This is a genomic window from Fictibacillus sp. BK138, from assembly GCF_004216955.1.
In the GTDB taxonomy this organism is placed as follows: domain Bacteria; phylum Bacillota; class Bacilli; order Bacillales; family Fictibacillaceae; genus Fictibacillus.
The window spans coordinates 198,724-217,498 of record NZ_SGXL01000002.1 but is presented as its reverse complement, the minus strand read 5'-3'; the positions used below and the strand labels follow the sequence as shown (position 1 = coordinate 217,498).

Sequence of the window (18,775 nt, the reverse complement as noted above, 5' to 3'; positions counted from 1 at the left end):
ATGAGCGAATTTGAAACGATAATTGGACTAGAAGTACACGTAGAATTAAAAACAAACTCAAAGATTTTCTGCGGCTGTTCTACAAACTTTGGTGCGCCGCCGAACACGAATGTATGTCCCATCTGTTTAGGGCACCCAGGTGTACTGCCTGTTGTGAACCATCAAGCTGTTGATTTTGCGATGCGTGCAGCACTTGCACTGAACTGTGAGATCAACCGTGAAACGAAATTTGACCGCAAAAACTATTTTTATCCGGATAATCCGAAAGCCTATCAAGTTTCACAGTTTGATAAGCCGATCGGTGAACATGGCTGGATCGAAATTGAAGTCGACGGAAACAAAAAGAAAATCGGAATTACACGCATTCATATGGAAGAGGATGCAGGAAAGCTTACGCACACGGCAGACGGTTCACTTGTAGACCTTAACCGCCAAGGAACGCCGCTCGTCGAGATCGTGTCTGAGCCCGATATCCGTACGCCGGAAGAAGCCTATGCCTATTTAGAAAAATTGAAAGCGATCATTCAATATACAGGAGTCTCAGACTGTAAGATGGAAGAAGGTTCATTGCGCTGCGATGCTAACATCTCTATCCGCCCAGTCGGCCAAGAGGAATTTGGAACAAAAGCAGAGCTTAAGAACTTAAACTCATTTGCTTTCGTTCAAAAAGGACTCGAACATGAAGAGAAGCGTCAGCGTGAAGTCGTATCAGGCGGAGGGGAAATCCTTCAGGAAACCCGCCGTTATGATGAAGCTTCAAAGACTACACTTCTTATGCGAGTGAAGGAAGGATCTGATGACTACCGCTACTTCCCGGAACCTGATCTGGTTTCGATCTTTATTGATGACGAGTGGATGGATCGGGTGAAGTCAGAAATTCCAGAGCTTCCGGATGCCCGCCAGAAACGTTATGTTGGCGAATTCGGACTTCCTGAATACGATGCAAAAGTTCTCACGATGACAAAAGAGATGGCCGACTTCTTTGAAGGAACGATCACAGCAGGCGCTGATGCGAAACAAGCATCCAACTGGATCATGGGTGAAGTGAGTGCCTACTTGAACAACGAAGGCAGAGAACTGCATCAAACCGCTCTTACAGCTGAAGGTCTTGCCGGGATGATCAAACTGATTGAGAACGGAACGATTTCGAATAAAATCGCAAAGACGGTTTTCAAAGAGCTAATCGAAAACGGCGGCGATGCTGAAAAGATCGTAAAAGAAAAAGGTCTTGTACAGATCTCTGATGAAGGTGCTATCCGTGAGATCGTCGTAAAGATTTTGGATGCGAACGAGCAGTCTGTAGCTGACTACAAAGACGGTAAAGAAAAAGCGGTCGGTTTCCTTGTAGGACAAGTGATGAAAGAAACAAAAGGAAAAGCGAATCCTCCGCTTGTAAACAAGCTGATTGTGGAAGAATTGAAAAAGAGATAGTTTTCATATACTTGGCTGCTTTTGACTGAGGTTAATTTCCGCTGCAGTGGCTCGGTTTCCGCGGGGCGGGCGGTGAGCCTCCTTGCGCTTTGCGCCATTAGGAGTCTTACCTGTCCCACTTGTCCCGCAGGAGTCTCGCCCTTCCGCTCCAATTAACTTTTCAATGAAGGATATAGGGAAAATTACAAGAATCTAAAACAAAAATCCTCCTGTAACGGGAGGATTTTTTTCGTCTATAACTCCAGATAATTTCGAAGCAAATAAGAAATCTGCTTACATTTAGGGTGGTCTTTGAGGTTTGACAGCAGCCCTTTTACTATCGCTGGACTGAGACTTGGCTTTTGAATGTGCTGTTTCAGCAGAACCAAGGATTCACTCTCAGTAGACTCTTCAACTTCTTCTATTTTTTGTTCAATGATTTCGATGATCTGCTCTTTTGTAACTTGTTCATCCGGCATTTCGTTAAACGATTGGTAAAGTTCTTCTGATATAAAAGTTGTCTCAGAATGACGGGCAAGCAAATAGGTCTTTTCTGCGAGTGACTGACTTAATTGATTCAGATCGAGTGGTACGTTAAAGAATAAAAATAGATGTGAATACGTATGGATGAAGCCTTTCACACAATAGATGAGATCATATTTTGTATGTCTGACTTCCCCGCCATATAAACGTTCGAGCATCCCTAAAATAATCTTATCAATTAGTTTGTCATAGTGATGCATCTTAGTAATGAGTTCTTCGTTAACAGTTTGCGATTGTTCTTTTATAAAAATTTTGGCGAAGTCAGAATGCTTTTGAAAGGAATGAAACGCTGCTTTATAAAATTCATTTAATAGATTTTTATCATCATTATGATTTTTGACTACGTGGTCAATATCTGAGATGAATTCCATCATAAAATGATCGATCAGTCCAATGATCAATTCGTCTTTTGATTTGAAAGATAAGTAAAAAGCACCTTTGGAAATACCCGCGTGTTCGGTTATCTGCTGGACGGAAGTAGCTTCGAAACCTTGTTTTGCAAAAAGCTCTAAAGCACTTTCCAGGATTAATTGTTTTTTACTCATTTCATCTCTCCTAATATATTTCGTTGACAAATGACCGACCAGTCATTAGTATAAGTAATTGAGTTTGATAAGTCAATTAGGGGTTGGTGGACTAATGAAAAGGTTAGTTAATTTTGTCCTGATGAATAAATTGGCCGTGTGGCTGCTTACTATTATTATAACAGTTTCAGGCATCTATTCAGGGACACGAATGAATATGGAGACGATTCCGGATGTGTCTATTCCTTATTTAATGGTTATGGACGTTTATCCTGGAGCAACTCCAGAGAAAGTTATGGAAGATGTGTCCATGCCAATAGAAAAAGCAGTTGAAGGCCTTGAAGATGTAAAAGCCGTTTATTCAAATTCCTATTCCAATATGTCAAACATTCAAGTGGAGTATGAATATGGCATAGACATGGATGAGGCGAAACGCGAACTGCAGTCTGCCTTAGATACGGTAAACTTGCCAGAAGCAGCTCAAGAGCCGACAGTTACAGCGATCAGCATGAACATGATGCCTGTTGCTGCTCTTAGTGTCAGCAGTACGAAAGAAGATATCGTGGAATTAACTTCAACAGTAGAAGAGATTATTCTTCCTAAGATCGAGAAGATTGATGGAGTTGCATCAGCAAAAATTACAGGTCAGCATATTGAAGAAGTAGACCTCACTTATAAAAAAGCCAAAATGTCTGAGTTTGGTTTGACCGAAGAAAAAGTAAAAGAAATGATCCAGGCAAGCAACATGGCAGTCTCTTTAGGACTTTATGAGTTTGAAGAGGGTGAAGAAGCGGTAGCAGTTGACGGTAAATTCATGACTACAGAAGAACTGAAGAACATGATGATCCCTGTCACACCATCTGCAGAAAATCCAACCCCATTTGTAAAGCTAAGTGAAATAGCAGATATCAAAACGGTCGGAAAAGTAGAGTCAGTCTCCCGTACAAATGGAGACGAAGCCATTGCGATTCAGATCGTTAAAGAACAGCAAGCCAACACGGTTGATGTTGTTAATAGTGTAAAAGAGTTAATAAAAGAAGAAAAATCAAAAGTTGATGGTCTTGTTATTGATGTCTCTCTGGACCAAGGAAAACCAATAGAAGAATCCGTGACAACCATGATTGAAAAAGCAGTGTTCGGAGGATTAATCGCGGTATTGATTATCCTATTATTCTTGCGTGACTTTAAATCAACCATTATTTCAATCATTTCGATTCCAGTTTCAATTTTCATGGCATTATTGCTGCTTAACTGGATGAATATTACATTGAACATCATGACACTTGGTGCGATCACGGTAGCAATCGGCCGGGTAATCGATGATTCCATCGTTGTAGTTGAAAATATTTATAGACGTTTGCATTTAAAAGAAGAAAAGTTGAATGGACGTGCGTTGATTTGTGAAGCAACAATCGAAATGTTCAAGCCGATCCTATCATCCACACTGGTAACCGTTGCAGTATTCGCACCGCTTATCTTTGTAGGGGGAATGGTTGGAGAGCTGTTCGCGCCATTCGCGTTAACAATGACATTTGCGCTAGGAGCGTCACTGATTGTTGCCATTACAATCGTACCTGCATTATCCCACTTCTTGTTCAAAAAGAAGCTGTATGGCGAAAAGACAGAAGGAAGCCATAAAGAAGCTGGTAAGCTATCAAATTGGTACAAAGGGATTCTTAACAAATCTCTTAATCATAAAATTATTACTTCACTACTAGCCGTCATTTTATTAGCAGGTAGCTTAGCGTTAACGCCAATTATCGGTTTCAGCTTCATGGGCAGTGAAGAAGACAAAGTCATGTACTTAACGTACACACCAGAAGCTGGTGAGCTTAAGGAAGAAACACTGGCAAACGTTGAAGAATTAGAAGAAGAAATGCTGAAGCGTGATTATATCGATATCGTTCAAATCTCTGTTACGGAAAACGCTGATCCGATGATGGCAATGGCGGGCGGCGGAGCAGGCGGTGCATTAATGTACCTGATTTTTGACCCAGAGATGGAAAACTTCCCGGAAGTACGTGAAGATATAGAAGACTATGTAGCAAACATCGGGCAATCAGGAGAATGGAAGAGCCAGAACTTCGCTGCATCGACAGGTACTGAAAATGAAGTCAGCTACACCTTTTACAGTGAAGATTTAAATAAGCTCAATAAAGCTGTAAAAATGGCAGAAGACGTCATGAAGAAAAATGACCACTTAGAAGATGTTTCTTCAAGCGCAAAAGATGCGTTTGTTGAACACACATTTAATGTCGATCAAAATGAACTGCTGAAATACGGACTGACAACCGGTCAGATCGTGATGATGCTCAATCCTGCAAAAACGGATGATGTATTAACAACGATTGAAAAAGACGGTGACACGCTAGACGTTATCGTTCAGCAGGAGCAAACGAAACAGCCTAAATCCGTCGATGATATTTTGGCAAGACAAGTGCCAACAGCGCTTGGTACGACAATGCCATTATCAGAGCTTGTAAAAGTTGAAGAAGGAACGACGCTTAATACACTTGCCCGAAGCAAAGGGGAGTACTACGCAACAGTTTCAGGCAAGGCAATAGGTGATGATATTTCAAAAGCAACATCAGAAGTTCAAAAAGATATCGATAAGCTGGATATGCCTAAAGGGGTTACCGTTGGAGTAGCTGGTGTACAGGCAGATATGACAGAAACATTTACACAGCTTGGAGCAGCAATGTTAGCAGCAATTGCGATCGTATACTTCATCCTTGTTGTAACATTCCGTGAAGGTGTCGCACCATTTGCGATCCTGTTCTCACTGCCATTTGCAGTCATTGGTTCATTCGTCGGATTATTAATCGCGGGGGAAACCATCTCTGTATCTGTCATGATGGGACTGTTAATGCTGATCGGTATCGTTGTTACGAACGCTATCGTTTTAGTAGACCGCATTATTCATATGGAACGTGATGGAATGAGTATGCGTGAAGCAATCCTTGAGGCAGGAGCAACTCGACTTCGTCCAATTTTAATGACGGCTATCGCAACAATCGGAGCATTAATTCCGTTAGCGGTCGGCTCAGGCGGAGGCGGTCTTATCTCGAAAGGTCTTGGTATCACCGTAATCGGCGGATTAACAAGTTCAACGTTGTTAACGCTGATTATCGTACCAATCGTGTATGAAGTATTATCCAAGATTTTTAAGAAAAATCGTAAAGAAGTAGAAGAAAATTAAAGTGCTAAGCCCTGCAAGTGATGTGTTTGTCATCCTGCAGGGCTTTTTATGTCTTTTTATGCTTTTATACAAGCTAAATCGAAGCGATCTTTGGGGTGTATGCGTGAAACTGCAGGTATTATGCGTGAAACATGGTATGTTTCGCGTGAACGGAGAACAATGTTGCGTGAAAACTAGCGTTTTCTGCGTGAAATACACACCATTTTGCGCGAACGTGTAATAAATAAAAGAACACGTACCGTAAAAAAACAATTCACGTACAAACAAAAGACCGATTATGTTCTTTAATCGGCCTCATACAAGTAAAATCAACTGCTTCCACAACCACCGCCGCAACTGCTGCCACAGCTGCTTCCACCATCACTGCTGCAGCCGCTATCATGGTTATCGTTCCTGCAGCTGCTTCCACACGCGGTCGAATCGCCAGAGTAATAGTTGTTTGCCGGATTTAATTTCCCCATATGACTCTCATACTCGTCAAAATGGTGATAGGAATAATAAAGCATGGCTCCAGCTAAAATGGGAGCACTATCAATCGCATTTGGCGTAAGTTTTAATCCTTTATAAGGGTCATTCTCTTTCGTGAACCGTTCAATTTCATTTTTAATCTCTGTAAGCAATGCATGAACAGTATCCTCATCAGCATTTTCTCTAAAATATCTTCTGCTTAAGTCCTCAACGGAAAGCGTACGCAGTTCTTCTAAAAGTCCTGGATGAAGCGGATTTTGAAAAAAGGTACCCCAGGCGACAGGTGTGAATTCTGTAAAAACGAAAAGCTTCGCGTATAAAAGATCAAACCATGCTCTGCCGTTCGGATCAGGTGTTACTGTATCGTTGGGAGCATGATGAATGTGTTCACCGCATAGGTCTGAAGAAAACTTCTCGTATTCCTTCGTATACATCAGCATCTCATGCCAGATAGCATCAACTTTTTTGCTGAACATCGGAACGTTATTCAATAGAGAACACATGATGAAGAAGCGTTTAAGTTCATAAAAACAAGCTTCAAAATATGCTTCTGTAGCTTTAGGGTTCTCAGATAGATATCGCCGTTTAAGTCTCTCTTTAAACTCGCTTGGAAGAGAAGTCTCTAACTTCTGGACCCTTTTTTCAAGACGCAGATTTTCGTTGACGCCTAATTCTGGAGGCAAAGTGGTCATTTCAGCGATCTTTAAGTATCTGGGTTTTGATGCCTTTTTAATCAGAATGGCAGCTACTATAGTGATAATAAATAATAGAATAAAAGGTTCCATTATGCCTGTTAGCCTCCTTTAAATATTCTTGTATTCTTCTTTAATGATATTATAAGATCAGGTTATTGTAAAAATGTGGGTGGTGAGTGGATGTCGATCTTATTAATAGCTGGAATGATTTTAACTGTTATTTTATTAACAAAACAAAAAGATTGGTCTTCAGTGGGCTTTATAACAAACATCAGTTATAAATTAAAGGGCAGTCTGTTAAGTCAAAACTTCTGGCTGGCCGGAGCGGCGTTATTTGCTGCCAATACTGCTTTGTTTGGCATAGCTTTTGTTATCATGTTCTTTTTGCCGATGGGAACCATATTGGGTCTTTTATTATGTATACCGCTTAGCATCTTCACATGGCTTTTCATTTCTGAGATTTGGGATGGAGATGATAAGGACAAGATCAAGATGGCATGCGTGGGGAATTCTTTTTTCCTTATCCTAATGATCTGGGCTATCTGGTATTACATAACGCTCGAGCCAGCTTATCCGGGTGATGATCTGTTTATGGCATGGATTGGACTGGTATTTTCGTTGATTTTAGGATTAGGAGCTATGGCAGTAAGCATGTTTGTGATTTTAAGAAATAGATGAAAGCGTGTATAGGCTTTCGAAGCTGTAAATTTGAATTAATGGACTCTTCGACATGAGAATTAAAAAAAGTAGAAAAGACTGGTCATCAGCCAGTCTTTTGCTTTAAATATAGCTTATTTGTTTTTTAGTATTTTCAATCTCAAAATCTTTTATATTGATCATATTGGCCGATACATAGTGTTCATTCCCGACATGTACCAGCTGTGGCGGATATAGCGGCTTTTCTGGCAGGATGATCGGCTCGCGATATGGATTGCGCCGTTCTGGGTCTGGAACAGGTATGGAAGACAACAGTGACTTTGTATAAGGGTGTATCGGGTTGCGATACAGCTCTTCTTTTGGAGCTAATTCTATTAGATGTCCCAGATACATAACCGCTACACGGTCACTCATGTAATGAACAACGCTTAAGTCATGCGATATAAATAGACATGTTAGATTCATCTCGGCTTGCAGGTCTTTTAAGAGATTCAATACTTGAGCTTGAACAGAAACATCGAGTGCGGAAACGGGTTCATCTGCTATTACAAATTTCGGTTCTAGAATCAGCGCACGCGCGATCCCAATTCTTTGGCGCTGACCACCGGAAAACTCGTGAATCTTTCTTTGATAAGAGTTCCGAGGCAGTCCAACCTTCTCAAGCATACTAAGTGCTTTATCCATCCGCTCTTTTTTTGTCCCTATTTTTTGAATATATAGCGGTTCTTCAAGAATTTCTCCAACAGTTAAACGTGGACTTAAAGATTCATACGGATTTTGAAATATCATTTGAATTTCTCTTCTGTAGGGTCTGAGCTTTCCGTCATTTAGCTTCGTTATTTCTTTACCATCAAACCAGATCTGTCCGTGTTCTGGCTTATATAAACGCATGATGGTACGTCCGAGCGTTGTTTTTCCTGATCCTGATTCACCAACAACGCCAAGCGTTTCTCCACGATGGATGTTGAGTGAGACACCATCGACTGCTTTATGAACGCCATTGCTGTCTGAAAAGTATTTTGATAGATTCTGAGCTCTTACAAGTAGATTATCCAATCGCAACCACCTTCCTTTCATCATCATAGAACCGGACATAATGCATCGGTTCTACTTCAACTAATGAAGAGGGTGCATCAAAAGAACTGCTTTCATAGGTATACGTTGCAGGGGCGAATTTTTTTCCGTCATAGCTCGTATCTTCAAATGTATAATCTTGAATACTTTTCAATCGTTCCTGTCCGTTCTCGGGATTAGGGATGCTGCCGATCAAAGCTTTTGTATAAGGGTGTACGGGATTTTTAAAGATCGTATATACATCTGCCGATTCTACTATATGACCGCCTAACATCACATAAACCCAGTCGGCATATTCCGCAACTACACCAAAATCGTGGGTGATCAGCAGAACAGAGGCATCTAAATCTGTTTTATAAAGATCGATTAAATCGAGTACCTGTCTCTGAATGGTAACATCCAGGGCAGTAGTCGGTTCGTCAGCGATAAGGAGTTTGGGTTTGCATGAAATAGCCATCGCGATCAAGATACGCTGTTTCATCCCGCCAGAAAGCTGATCAGGGTATTGGTTATAAATATATGCTGGATTTTTAAAGCCGACCTGTTCCAGCAATTGAAGTGCCTCCGTTTTAAGTTCTTCTTTTGGAACTAACTTATGATATTTAAGCCCTTCTGTAATCTGTACCCCAACTTTCATGCCAGGATTTAGCGACGCTATGGCGTCCTGAAATATCATGGAGATCTCGTTGCCTCTGATCTCTCGCATCTCTTTTTCGGGCTTCTTGAGAAGTTCTTTTCCATTAAAGGTGATAGAGCCTCTCTCTACCTGGCCGTTTGAAGGGAGGAGCTGCAATACGGAAAGAGAAGTTATACTTTTTCCTGAACCCGATTCACCGATTAGAGCCACTGTCTGTCCTTTTTCAATTTGAAGGCTTACATCATTAACGGCTGTTGTCTTTTGCTTATTTTTATTAAAAGAAACTCTTAAGTTCTTAATCTGTAATATATGCTGATCCATAATCTTTCACCTCACTTTACGACTTGTGTGTTTCTAGACAGTTCTGGATTCCTTGTATGATTAAATTTAATGCAAAAATTAACAAAGCAAAGAAAGTTAGAGGAGTTAGAATTGCCCAAGGAGCAGCCTTTATTTTTGCGAAATTCATTCCAATAATACCTGCCCATTCGCCTGCTAATGGAATGGCTACTGGCATGGGAGCAAAAATGTCTCCCAAAACGACTATAGCTGAACCACCAATGAAAATGGCAAGAACACCGAGGTGGGCCATAAGGATTAATGTCTGTACGACTTGCTGAGCAAATAATAGTACTAGTTTTGTGGAAAGTTCAGGCAGTACATGTTTGTAGTACACATAAACTTTTTTTGAACCTAAAGCAAATGTATTTGTAATGTAATCTTTGTTTAAAATTGTCTTAATTTCACGTGAGAATGTTGAGATTAATGGCGGTACACCAACACCTATTAAAATGAGGCACTGCAGCACGATCAGTTTAATAGTACTCATAGGCTCCATTGACTGCTTCATTATTAATGAATTCATAAAGATATAAGCTAAAATAGCAGTTGGGAGATAGAGTGTTGCTTGAACGATATCGTTTAAGAAAGAAAAGCTGGATTTAGGATTGATCAGAGTGATACCCACAGAAAACAGAATTCTAAACAAAGCTATACCCAGTGCGATCAGAATGGTATATTTTGCTCCATCGATTACCTGATAAAAAATATGTTTCCCAAACATATCCGAGCCTAACGGAGGAACTTGTGATGGAGAATAGGGAGGAGCATCTATTATTCTTCCATCATCGTCATATAAAAAATCCTGAAGTTTAAGCGCTTCTGTCTTATCAACATCCAGCATGCTGGGCCAATAAAAACTAAAAATCAGTAAGCTTGTAATAAAAAGAAATCCTATTATAGCCTGAGGCTGTTTTAATAGTTTGATAATCATGCGGCTTCCTCCTCTTCTTGTTTATTTACCTTGATGGTATTGGTTTCCGCAATTTCAAATAGAAGAGAAAAAGGGATTGCGATCATGAGTGCGGATACCATAAAGGCCACACCCTTCGTATTCAGTAACACATTCATAATTCCATTCAAATTAAACACGTATTCTACAATAAACAGATTGGAAAGCATAAATACAAAGATCGTTTTGTAATACTGGACAAGACTCGTAAGGATGTTTCTGAAAACGTGTACGATTGTAATGTAAAAACGGCTAAGACCCATCGCTCTGCCAACTGTTACGTAAGGTTTATGCTGTTCATCCTTCATGAGCAGCAAAGCGATCTTAAACAACTGAATCGTAGGCAATATCGAAAGAGTAAGGATCGGCAAGAGATAGATTGGATTGTTATAAACGTTTGAAATATTAGCTACTAGAACTCCCGTAGATTGATAGATGTAAATAACGGTAAACTGAAGGACGACTACAATAAATAGATCGGGCAGTGATTCCAAAAATGTTAATAAGCCATATACAACACGTTGAAGGAATCTTGGCAGAAGTGTTGTAAAAAAAGTAAGAATTAGAGCGGCTGTTAAACCGGTAAACAAAGCAGCAAAGAAAATAGTCATGGAATATTGATACTTTTCAAATACGTCAGGAAAAAGCGGGTATTTAAGGTTTCTAATTGAGTATTCCCAAACGTTTTGTTCAACCTGAGTATTGGTTCCGAATAAAAGAGCTGGCAGTATGCCGATTATTAAGATTCCAAGTATGATAGACCTAAGTCTTTTTAAATAACTCCTCAATGAAAAATTCATAATGCACCTCAATTCTTAAAAGAATGTTTGAAATAATTGTAAACTATTTGACATTTATTTGAAATAACTCCCCCTAAAAAACATCTTTATTTAATTTGACGGATAACTCACCTCAAATTCTTCAAAAAAAAATACTGGATCTGATCCAGTATTTGCAAACCTTATGAAATGAGCTTTATTAACGGCAGCAAGGCTAGCTGTGTCACCACATGCAGCATCATATGCGCGATCATCGCGTATTCCAGTCCTTTCTTCCAAAAGAGATATCCGAAGAAAACAGCGAGTACTCCATTTAAGATGAAAGCACGGGTTATAATTATGGTATTGAGCTCTCCAAATAAAGCCTCTGTAGCTGGGAGGTGTCCCGCTGAAAAAAGAAGGGCTGCCCCTATAATTCCAATCCAGTAAAAAGGGGAAGGGATGGTTCCTCCAAATTTTTTAAATATGAAGGCCAGTAGCCATACAATAAGGGTCATCAGGAAGAGACGCATCAGAACTTCTTCAACAATCCCTCCATACAATACTCCCGCAAGTGTCGCTTTCCACCATACGGCCCCTCCACCATTTCCAAGCTTTGGCATGTGAGGCTGAAATAGAAATAAATCAGTTATAACCAAAAATAGAGATCCAATTGCACCTCCTATAAGAGCGAGTTTTAAAGCAGGGATGTTGATAACAGGTTTCTTTTTTTCAAGAAGCCATGAGTGCAGAAGGGGCAGTGCCAGATCAGTACGTTCTGTAAGTTTTAGACCGATCCAGCTTAATACAAAGCTTAATAATCCGATTTGTAATGAAGCTATGCTAATCATGACTGGCATCGAAAAAGGTAAGGCGTCCATTATTTTTGCATACTCAGCTGCTGGTAGTGCATTTTTTAACGATTCCAGCTGGAAAGGAACTACAAAAGCTCCTGCAAGTAAACCCAATAAACCAAGAAATAGGGCGATTTTTAAGTGTTTCATTTGTTGCATCCTCCATGTCACTATTTAATTTTTAAAATGTCTTCCTTTAACCACTGTATGCCTTCCATAACGAATTCTTTCTTTGGGCATGAATGGGGGGTATGTTCTAAAACCCAATAGATATTGCTTTGTTTTGCTATGAAACTCAAAATCTCTTTAACCGCAAAGTGAACATCATCATTCTCGTGTGAAGGATGAATGGGAATCCATATGTATTTGCCTTCAATGAATTCAATATTATGAAGATGAACAACTTTGATGTACTCCTGCCATTTTTGAATTAACTCCAGCGGGTCCATGGATAACTTTGCAGAAGCCAGCAGATAATCACCAATATCCATGCAAAGCTTCAGCCCATACTTCTTCCAAACGGATACAGGGAACTTATGAAGATATTCGATGCCTCTTGCGGATTTCCACATTCCTAGTTTCGGTTCGCAGACTATTGGCAGATTATACTTTGTCTGAAGAAGTGATAACCTATGTAATCCTTCTTCTATTAATTTTTCAGGATGTTTTGATTCGTCTTGAAAATAGGGAAAATGAACAAGTATGTATGCTGCCCCAGCTTCAGCCATCCGCTTCACTTCATTCTCAAACTGAACCCATGATTCTTCGGGTTCATATTGCACGTATTCGATAAGATCATATTTGCTGTCATTGCGAAAAAGTGGGGAATGAAGGCCAAAGCTTTTGTTAGAATTTCTAATCATGCCTAAAAAAGATTGATAGGCATCTTCATTCTCGAATTCTCCTATTTCGATATGACTCGTTTCATCTATAAAAAGGTCGTGTAACAGTGAGATATCAGACATGATCGTACTTCCGGATATCGCTATTTTGTGTGGCATGTAAATCTCCTTTCAGTATTTAAGCGTGAAAAAAGACAGGATCGGCATCCCGTCTTTTTAAAATCCTCCACCTCCACCGCCAGAATGGTGATTTTGCTGTGAAGAATTCCAGGCAGTAGCATTGTTGATCTTGTTCTGATCACTTACATGTTCCTCAAGTTCATATTTTGCATTGTACCTCTTATACCTCTGTTTCGTTCTCCAATGCACGATTGCAAAAAGCAAGAGGACCGCAGCGAGCGGCGATAAAATAAAAACCCAAAACATTTGAAAACACCTCCTAATATAGTGGTGCATTAATTAATCTATGAATGCAGTCTTTAGATATGCTTGTAAAAAAGCAGATCATCGACAAAGCGCCCGTTTAAATAAAATTCTCCGATCAGTCTTCCTTGTTCCTGATAGCCGCATTTTTTGTAGAAGCGGATGGCTTTCTCGTTCGTTGATAAAACGCGTAAAGACAGTTTTGTTTTGCCGTTGTCACGCGCCAGCTCCTCAACTGCCCGCATAAGTTCAAAGCCGATGTTCTGTCCATGATAATCAGGGTGAACAGCCATCGCTAGATCTGCTACATGCAGGTTGGAAGGGACTGGAATCACATCTTTGTAAAAAATGTAGCCGCAAACCTTCCCATTGCATCGGGCGACAATTTGACTGCCGGCAGGAAACTGTTTGCCATAATCCTCAGGTGAATCCCAACGGATGTCTGGTGCTGGTGTTGTTTCTATGTTCCAAACGAGATGATCAATTTCAACAAGCCCGGGATAATCTGCCGGGGTTGATAAAGCTATCTCTAACGTAGGTTTCTCCATGTTACACACTCCTCACCTAAGAAATTCCATAAAGAGACAAGGAACTCCTTTATTTTCATAAGAATTGTTTGAGAATTGAAGGGGGTCTGTCCCGGGTCAGACCCGGGACAGACCCCCTTCAATTTAGACACAATTTCAACACATGCCACGCACAAACAGCTTTGCTTTTTAGGACATGTATCACTATAATATAAGAGGAATCCTTAGAAGCAGTCCATGAACGGACTGTTTTTTGCGGTTATACAGTGAAAGATTTACGTTAAAACTTTTAATAGAAGTCAAACAGCGAAGGTGAAAGATATGAAACGTGCTCGACTAATATATAATCCGAGTTCAGGGAGAGAAACGGTAAAGAAACAGCTTCCTTATATACTGGATAGACTTGAAAATGCAGGATATGAAACATCGTGTCATGCGACTACACCTGAAGATGGCTGCGCTACACGTGCGGCACGCCTTGCGGGAGAACGAGGTTTTGACCTTGTTATTGCTGCCGGCGGAGACGGAACAATCTATGAAGTAGTAAATGGACTTGCAGGCCTTGAGAATCGTCCGATGCTTGGTATCATTCCAGCAGGTACAACAAACGATTTTGCACGTGCAGTTGGTGTACCGCGAACGATCGAAGGCGCTTGTGATGTTCTTTGCGGCGGTACTCACATGCCGGTTGATATTGGTAAAGTAAATGATAAATTCTTCATTAATATTGCAGGAGGCGGGCGAATAACTGAACTTACGTATGAAGTGCCGAGCAAGCTCAAAACAATGATCGGCCAGCTTGCCTATTTTCTAAAAGGAATCGAGATGCTTCCATCCATTCGTCCCACATATGTTGAGATTGAATTCGATGATAAGGAAAAGTACGAAGGCGAGATCATGCTGTTTTTAGTAGCCAATACAAACTCTGTCGGAGGGTTTGAAAAACTCGCTCCATCTTCTGAATTCCATGACGGACTATTCGATGTGGTCATCTTAAAGAAAACAAACCTAGCTGAGTTTGTCCGTATCGCATCCCTTGCGATACGCGGAGAACACATTCATGATGATCATGTTATCTACAAAAAAGCGAAGCGTGTTAAAGTAACACCACGCGAAAAGATGCAGATCAACCTCGACGGTGAGTTAGGCGGTATTCTGCCAGGTGAATTCGAGAACCTGCATCATCACTTTGAGTTGTTAGTACCAAAAGAAAGAATCAAACCTTAATATAAGCTAACGAGACTGAACACCTAAGCATAGAGCTATTAGGTGTTCTTTTTTTGATGGGGAAATGAAATGGGGGAGAGATTAAATATGAAGGACAACTCAAATATCCAAAAGTATAAAAGGCTAGCTCCTTTCTACGATAAGTTCATGGGCAACCGTCTTTTTCGAAAGGCACGTCAGCAAGCTTTTTCTGAAATTGAAGTTCGAAAAGGGGGCTCGCTTTTATTAGTTGGAGTAGGTACAGGTGAGGACTTTCTGTTTCTGCCTGCAGACGCATCTATTACAGGCATTGATCTTTCCGAAGATATGTTACGAATTGCTGAGAGTAAAAGGAACAGCAAAGATATTACGCTGTTCCAAATGAATGCTGAAAACATGGAATTCGGAAATCAAAAGTTTGATGTAGTCGTATTAAATTTAATTCTAAGTGTGGTAGAACATCCTGAAAAAGTACTAGAGAAAAGTTTGAACTGTCTAAGACAGGGCGGCACGTTATTGGTGTTCGATAAATTTATAGATTCCAATCAGAAACCAAACGTAATCAGGAGGTTGCTAAACAAAATCACTTCAGCGATCGGAACGGATATTACCCGTGATTTTCACAAGATAAAGAGTGGCTTTCCGATTGAAATTACGAAAGAATACAAGACGATTAATGACCTTTATACCATTATCGTCGCACGAGAAAGCCTATCAAACGATATATCAGTATAGTCCGTTTGCAGTAATACGATTTATCCCCTTTGCATGATTGCCCTTTCCTTTACTATGTTAGAAAATTAAAACAATTCATAAAAAAGGAAGCGGAGGGGTTTGGTTATGAAAAAGTTTTTTACGTTGTGCTTAACAGTCTTGATGGCTGCAGCTTTTTTCCTGCCACAGCAAAATGCGAAGGCGGTTGCTGGTATAGAGGTAGACACTGAGCTGACAAAAGTCCTTGGTGATCTAACATCTAATACACTGGTTGAAGCGGTGGTTACGTATGAATCATTGCCGAGTTCATCAGATGTAGCAGCACTTCAGAATCTTGGTTTGGAAACAAAAACGTTCAGCAAGCTGCCGATGGTTGCTGTTAAAGGAACGAAGCTTGAGATTACATCACTCTTATCAAGCAGCTTAGATGCAGTATCGGTCTACCATAACAAAGATTTGAACTTTTTAATGAAAGACAGCCGTAAATTAATTGGGGCTGAGCGAGTATGGAACGAATTAGGCTACACAGGTAAAGGAACAACCGTTGCTGTAATCGATAGTGGAATCGATGCAACACATCCTGATCTGCCGTTTGGCGAAGAAAAAGTCATTCAAAATGTAAAATTCTTAGCGGGAGATCTGTTCTCGAATGATCCGCTTTACCTTGAAAATGTTCAAAACACAGATACCTCTTCTGGTCATGGAACTCACGTTGCTGGAACAATTGCAGGGCTTGGAACAGCGAGTGAAGGGCTGTACACAGGTGTTGCCCCAGATGCAAAGCTGGTAGGTCTTAGTACAGGTGAAGGGATCAATATCTTTTGGGCTTTAGAAGCATTTAACTATGCGATTGAAAATCAAGAAGAGTACAGCATCGATGTCATTTCAAACAGCTGGGGAACAACAGGTGATTACTCAGCAAACGACCCGATCAACGTGGCAAGTAAAGAAGCGCATGATGCTGGGATGGTTGTAACGTTCGCTGCGGGTAATGAAGGACCAGATGATAACACGTTAAATCCGTATTCTGCAGCTCCTTGGGTTATTTCAGTTGCTGCGGGAACAAAGGATAAGCAGCTGGCAGACTTCTCATCTCGAGGAGTCGAAGGAGATAACCTGCTTCACCCGGACATTACGGCACCAGGTGTTGATATTGTCTCTACAAAATCAAAAACTGGCGTTGTCATGAACGCACTGGGTTCAGTAACAGATGCAGAATATATTGCACCGGAACACCTTGCAAGCTACACAACTGCAAGCGGTACTAGCATGGCGACCCCGCACATTTCGGGTGTTGCAGCACTAATGCTTGAAGCGAACCCGAACTTAACACCTGATCAAGTTCTTCAATTATTAGAATCAACAGCCGATCCGATGGCAGGCTATAAGCTCCATGAAGTAGGAGCTGGATACGTGAATGCATATGAAGCTGTAAAAGCAGCAAGTAATTAATAAACCTTGAACAGACCTGAACGTTTAGGTCTGTTCTTTTTATATTTTGCCATTTGGTGTCCATAAGCAGTTGTGCTACAATCAGAAAAGCATAATGGACAAAAAGGGACGATGAAAATGACAAAGGCTGATTTGCCTGTTCATAAAAATGAGAGTTACGAAGTGGATATAGTGGATTTAACCCATGAAGGTGCTGGAGTTGCACGTGTTAATGGGTTTACTTTGTTTGTACCGAATACTTTGCCGGGAGAGCGTGCAAAGGTAAAAGTTATTGGTGTTAAAAAAGGATTCGGTTTCGGAAGATTAGAAGAACTTATAAAAGCGAGTCGTGAACGAGTTGAGCCGCCATGCCCGATCTACAAATGGTGCGGAGGCTGCCAGCTGCAGCATCTATCATACGATGGACAGTTAGAATATAAACGCAAGCAGGTAGAAGATGTGCTCACTCGAATCGGAAAACTTGAGGGAGTACCTGTATTGCCAACACTCGGGATGGGAGACGAGCCCTGGCGCTACCGAAATAAGGCACAAGTTCCGGTAGGTGAGCGAGACGGCCGCATCATCACAGGATTCTACCAAAAACGCAGCCACGAAATCGTAGAGATGGACAGCTGCATCATTACAGGTGATACGAACGATGACGCCGTTCAAGCGGTGAAAGAAATCGTTAATAAGTACAACATTACAGCCTATGATGAACAAAAACACAAAGGCATTCTCCGCCATATCATCGCACGATATGGTAAAACTACTGGCGACCTGATGATCGTTTTAGTGACAAACGGCAAAGATCTTCCCCAGCGAAAAAAGATTATCGAAGACATTACAGCGGCACTTCCTGAGATTAAATCAATCGTGCAAAACGTAAACTCTAAGCGTACGAACGTAATTTTTGGAGACGAAACACGAGTGCTATGGGGTGCTGAATATATTCATGATTATATCGGTGACATCAAGTTCGCCATTTCAGCTCGATCTTTTTATCAGATCAACCCAGATCAAACGAAAGTACTTTACGATCAAGCGTTAAAATATGCTGAGCTGAGCGGTGACGAAACGGTAATTGATGCGTATTGCGGAATCGGGACCATCTCACTTTTCCTCGCACAAAAAGCGAAAAAAGTGTACGGAGTAGAAATTGTATCAGAAGCCATTGAAGATGCGAGACGAAACGCAGAATTAAATAACATCACAAATGCAGAGTTCGCAGTAGGTAAGTCGGAAGATGTGATTCCTAAGTGGAAGAAACAAGGCATCACACCAGACGTGATCGTAGTCGATCCGCCGCGTAAAGGCTGTGACGAGGAACTTTTAAAAACAATTATTGAGATGAAGCCTGAACGCGTTGTATATGTAAGCTGTAATCCAGCAACATTGGCACGCGACCTCCGTGTGTTAAAGGATGGCGGATTTAAAACGGTAGAAGTCCAGCCGGTTGATATGTTTCCTCAGACGACACATGTTGAAGCAGTTGCGAAGCTTGTACTCTCATAACTTTAAG

General features: G+C 40.8%; 17 protein-coding genes. 7 read left to right on the top strand and 10 right to left on the bottom strand.

Features of this window, described 5'->3' with window-relative positions:
- On the top strand, window positions 1-1,431 hold the full coding sequence (gatB, locus tag EV282_RS17850) for an Asp-tRNA(Asn)/Glu-tRNA(Gln) amidotransferase subunit GatB (RefSeq protein WP_130297242.1): 1,431 nt from the start codon (window positions 1-3) through the stop codon (window positions 1,429-1,431).
- Between the two features lie 233 nt (window positions 1,432-1,664).
- Here gatB and EV282_RS17845 read toward each other — a convergent pair whose 3' ends face one another.
- Complete coding sequence (locus tag EV282_RS17845; RefSeq protein ID WP_130297241.1) at window positions 1,665-2,498, bottom strand: TetR/AcrR family transcriptional regulator; 834 nt, start codon at window positions 2,496-2,498, stop codon at window positions 1,665-1,667.
- 94 nt (window positions 2,499-2,592) lie between these two features.
- On the opposite strand from EV282_RS17845, the gene EV282_RS17840 reads away from it, so the two are divergent.
- Window positions 2,593-5,676, top strand: a complete 3,084-nt coding sequence (locus tag EV282_RS17840; RefSeq protein ID WP_130297240.1) for an efflux RND transporter permease subunit — start codon at window positions 2,593-2,595, stop codon at window positions 5,674-5,676.
- Between the two features lie 308 nt (window positions 5,677-5,984).
- On the opposite strand, the gene EV282_RS17835 is transcribed toward EV282_RS17840, so the two are convergent.
- The gene (locus EV282_RS17835; RefSeq protein WP_130297239.1) at window positions 5,985-6,929 is read right to left on the bottom strand and encodes a hypothetical protein; all 945 of its coding nucleotides are present in this window, start codon (window positions 6,927-6,929) and stop codon (window positions 5,985-5,987) included.
- Window positions 6,930-7,019: 90 nt separating this feature from the next.
- Here EV282_RS17835 and EV282_RS17830 point away from each other — a divergent pair, with 90 nt between their 5' ends.
- The gene (locus EV282_RS17830) at window positions 7,020-7,517 is read left to right on the top strand and encodes a hypothetical protein (RefSeq protein ID WP_130297238.1); all 498 of its coding nucleotides are present in this window, start codon (window positions 7,020-7,022) and stop codon (window positions 7,515-7,517) included.
- Window positions 7,518-7,619: 102 nt separating this feature from the next.
- Here the strand turns inward: EV282_RS17830 and EV282_RS17825 are convergent, their stop codons facing one another.
- The 8 genes from EV282_RS17825 to EV282_RS17790 form a co-directional block, all read right to left on the bottom strand.
- On the bottom strand, window positions 7,620-8,552 hold the full coding sequence (locus tag EV282_RS17825; protein ID WP_226537042.1) for an ABC transporter ATP-binding protein: 933 nt from the start codon (window positions 8,550-8,552) through the stop codon (window positions 7,620-7,622).
- Window positions 8,545-9,528: an ABC transporter ATP-binding protein gene (locus tag EV282_RS17820; protein ID WP_130297236.1), complete on the bottom strand. Its 984-nt coding sequence runs from the start codon at window positions 9,526-9,528 to the stop codon at window positions 8,545-8,547. The genes EV282_RS17825 and EV282_RS17820 overlap by 8 nt, the downstream gene beginning before the upstream one ends.
- Window positions 9,529-9,544: 16 nt before the next feature.
- Window positions 9,545-10,480 (bottom strand): hypothetical protein, encoded by a 936-nt coding sequence (locus EV282_RS17815; protein WP_130297235.1) that lies wholly within the window; start codon window positions 10,478-10,480, stop codon window positions 9,545-9,547.
- Complete coding sequence (locus EV282_RS17810) at window positions 10,477-11,298, bottom strand: ABC transporter permease subunit (protein WP_130297234.1); 822 nt, start codon at window positions 11,296-11,298, stop codon at window positions 10,477-10,479. The genes EV282_RS17815 and EV282_RS17810 overlap by 4 nt, the downstream gene beginning before the upstream one ends.
- Window positions 11,299-11,459: 161 nt before the next feature.
- On the bottom strand, window positions 11,460-12,260 hold the full coding sequence (locus EV282_RS17805) for a CPBP family glutamic-type intramembrane protease (RefSeq protein WP_165389525.1): 801 nt from the start codon (window positions 12,258-12,260) through the stop codon (window positions 11,460-11,462).
- A gap of 20 nt (window positions 12,261-12,280) precedes the next feature.
- Window positions 12,281-13,111 carry a TIM barrel protein gene (locus EV282_RS17800; protein WP_130297232.1) on the bottom strand — a complete coding sequence of 277 codons (831 nt, stop codon included), beginning with the start codon at window positions 13,109-13,111 and terminating at the stop codon, window positions 12,281-12,283.
- Between the two features lie 57 nt (window positions 13,112-13,168).
- The gene (locus tag EV282_RS17795; RefSeq protein ID WP_130297231.1) at window positions 13,169-13,378 is read right to left on the bottom strand and encodes a hypothetical protein; all 210 of its coding nucleotides are present in this window, start codon (window positions 13,376-13,378) and stop codon (window positions 13,169-13,171) included.
- A 53-nt stretch (window positions 13,379-13,431) separates the two neighbouring features.
- On the bottom strand, window positions 13,432-13,923 hold the full coding sequence (locus tag EV282_RS17790) for a GNAT family N-acetyltransferase (protein ID WP_130297230.1): 492 nt from the start codon (window positions 13,921-13,923) through the stop codon (window positions 13,432-13,434).
- 300 nt (window positions 13,924-14,223) lie between these two features.
- Here EV282_RS17790 and EV282_RS17785 point away from each other — a divergent pair, with 300 nt between their 5' ends.
- From EV282_RS17785 to rlmD, 4 genes are all read left to right on the top strand, one after another.
- The gene (locus tag EV282_RS17785) at window positions 14,224-15,129 is read left to right on the top strand and encodes a diacylglycerol kinase (protein WP_066285809.1); all 906 of its coding nucleotides are present in this window, start codon (window positions 14,224-14,226) and stop codon (window positions 15,127-15,129) included.
- Window positions 15,130-15,216: 87 nt separating this feature from the next.
- Window positions 15,217-15,843: a class I SAM-dependent methyltransferase gene (locus tag EV282_RS17780; RefSeq protein WP_165389524.1), complete on the top strand. Its 627-nt coding sequence runs from the start codon at window positions 15,217-15,219 to the stop codon at window positions 15,841-15,843.
- A gap of 105 nt (window positions 15,844-15,948) precedes the next feature.
- A complete protein-coding gene (locus tag EV282_RS17775) occupies window positions 15,949-17,274 on the top strand; it encodes a S8 family serine peptidase (RefSeq protein ID WP_130297228.1) in 1,326 nt (441 codons plus the stop codon).
- Between the two features lie 117 nt (window positions 17,275-17,391).
- Window positions 17,392-18,768, top strand: a complete 1,377-nt coding sequence (rlmD, locus tag EV282_RS17770; protein WP_130297227.1) for a 23S rRNA (uracil(1939)-C(5))-methyltransferase RlmD — start codon at window positions 17,392-17,394, stop codon at window positions 18,766-18,768.
- Window positions 18,769-18,775: the final 7 nt, after the last annotated feature.

What these genes read in the sequence shown, in the direction of transcription:
- gatB (WP_130297242.1), top strand. Translation starts at nt 1, where the DNA reads ATGAGCGAATTTGAAACGATAATTGGACTAGAAGTACACGTAGAATTA.
- EV282_RS17845 (WP_130297241.1), bottom strand. Translation starts at nt 2,498, where the DNA reads ATGAGTAAAAAACAATTAATCCTGGAAAGTGCTTTAGAGCTTTTTGCA.
- EV282_RS17840 (WP_130297240.1), top strand. Translation starts at nt 2,593, where the DNA reads ATGAAAAGGTTAGTTAATTTTGTCCTGATGAATAAATTGGCCGTGTGG.
- EV282_RS17835 (WP_130297239.1), bottom strand. Translation starts at nt 6,929, where the DNA reads ATGGAACCTTTTATTCTATTATTTATTATCACTATAGTAGCTGCCATT.
- EV282_RS17830 (WP_130297238.1), top strand. Translation starts at nt 7,020, where the DNA reads ATGTCGATCTTATTAATAGCTGGAATGATTTTAACTGTTATTTTATTA.
- EV282_RS17820 (WP_130297236.1), bottom strand. Translation starts at nt 9,528, where the DNA reads ATGGATCAGCATATATTACAGATTAAGAACTTAAGAGTTTCTTTTAAT.
- EV282_RS17815 (WP_130297235.1), bottom strand. Translation starts at nt 10,480, where the DNA reads ATGATTATCAAACTATTAAAACAGCCTCAGGCTATAATAGGATTTCTT.
- EV282_RS17810 (WP_130297234.1), bottom strand. Translation starts at nt 11,298, where the DNA reads ATGAATTTTTCATTGAGGAGTTATTTAAAAAGACTTAGGTCTATCATA.
- EV282_RS17805 (WP_165389525.1), bottom strand. Translation starts at nt 12,260, where the DNA reads ATGAAACACTTAAAAATCGCCCTATTTCTTGGTTTATTGGGTTTACTT.
- EV282_RS17800 (WP_130297232.1), bottom strand. Translation starts at nt 13,111, where the DNA reads ATGCCACACAAAATAGCGATATCCGGAAGTACGATCATGTCTGATATC.
- EV282_RS17795 (WP_130297231.1), bottom strand. Translation starts at nt 13,378, where the DNA reads ATGTTTTGGGTTTTTATTTTATCGCCGCTCGCTGCGGTCCTCTTGCTT.
- EV282_RS17790 (WP_130297230.1), bottom strand. Translation starts at nt 13,923, where the DNA reads ATGGAGAAACCTACGTTAGAGATAGCTTTATCAACCCCGGCAGATTAT.
- EV282_RS17785 (WP_066285809.1), top strand. Translation starts at nt 14,224, where the DNA reads ATGAAACGTGCTCGACTAATATATAATCCGAGTTCAGGGAGAGAAACG.
- EV282_RS17780 (WP_165389524.1), top strand. Translation starts at nt 15,217, where the DNA reads ATGAAGGACAACTCAAATATCCAAAAGTATAAAAGGCTAGCTCCTTTC.
- EV282_RS17775 (WP_130297228.1), top strand. Translation starts at nt 15,949, where the DNA reads ATGAAAAAGTTTTTTACGTTGTGCTTAACAGTCTTGATGGCTGCAGCT.
- rlmD (WP_130297227.1), top strand. Translation starts at nt 17,392, where the DNA reads ATGACAAAGGCTGATTTGCCTGTTCATAAAAATGAGAGTTACGAAGTG.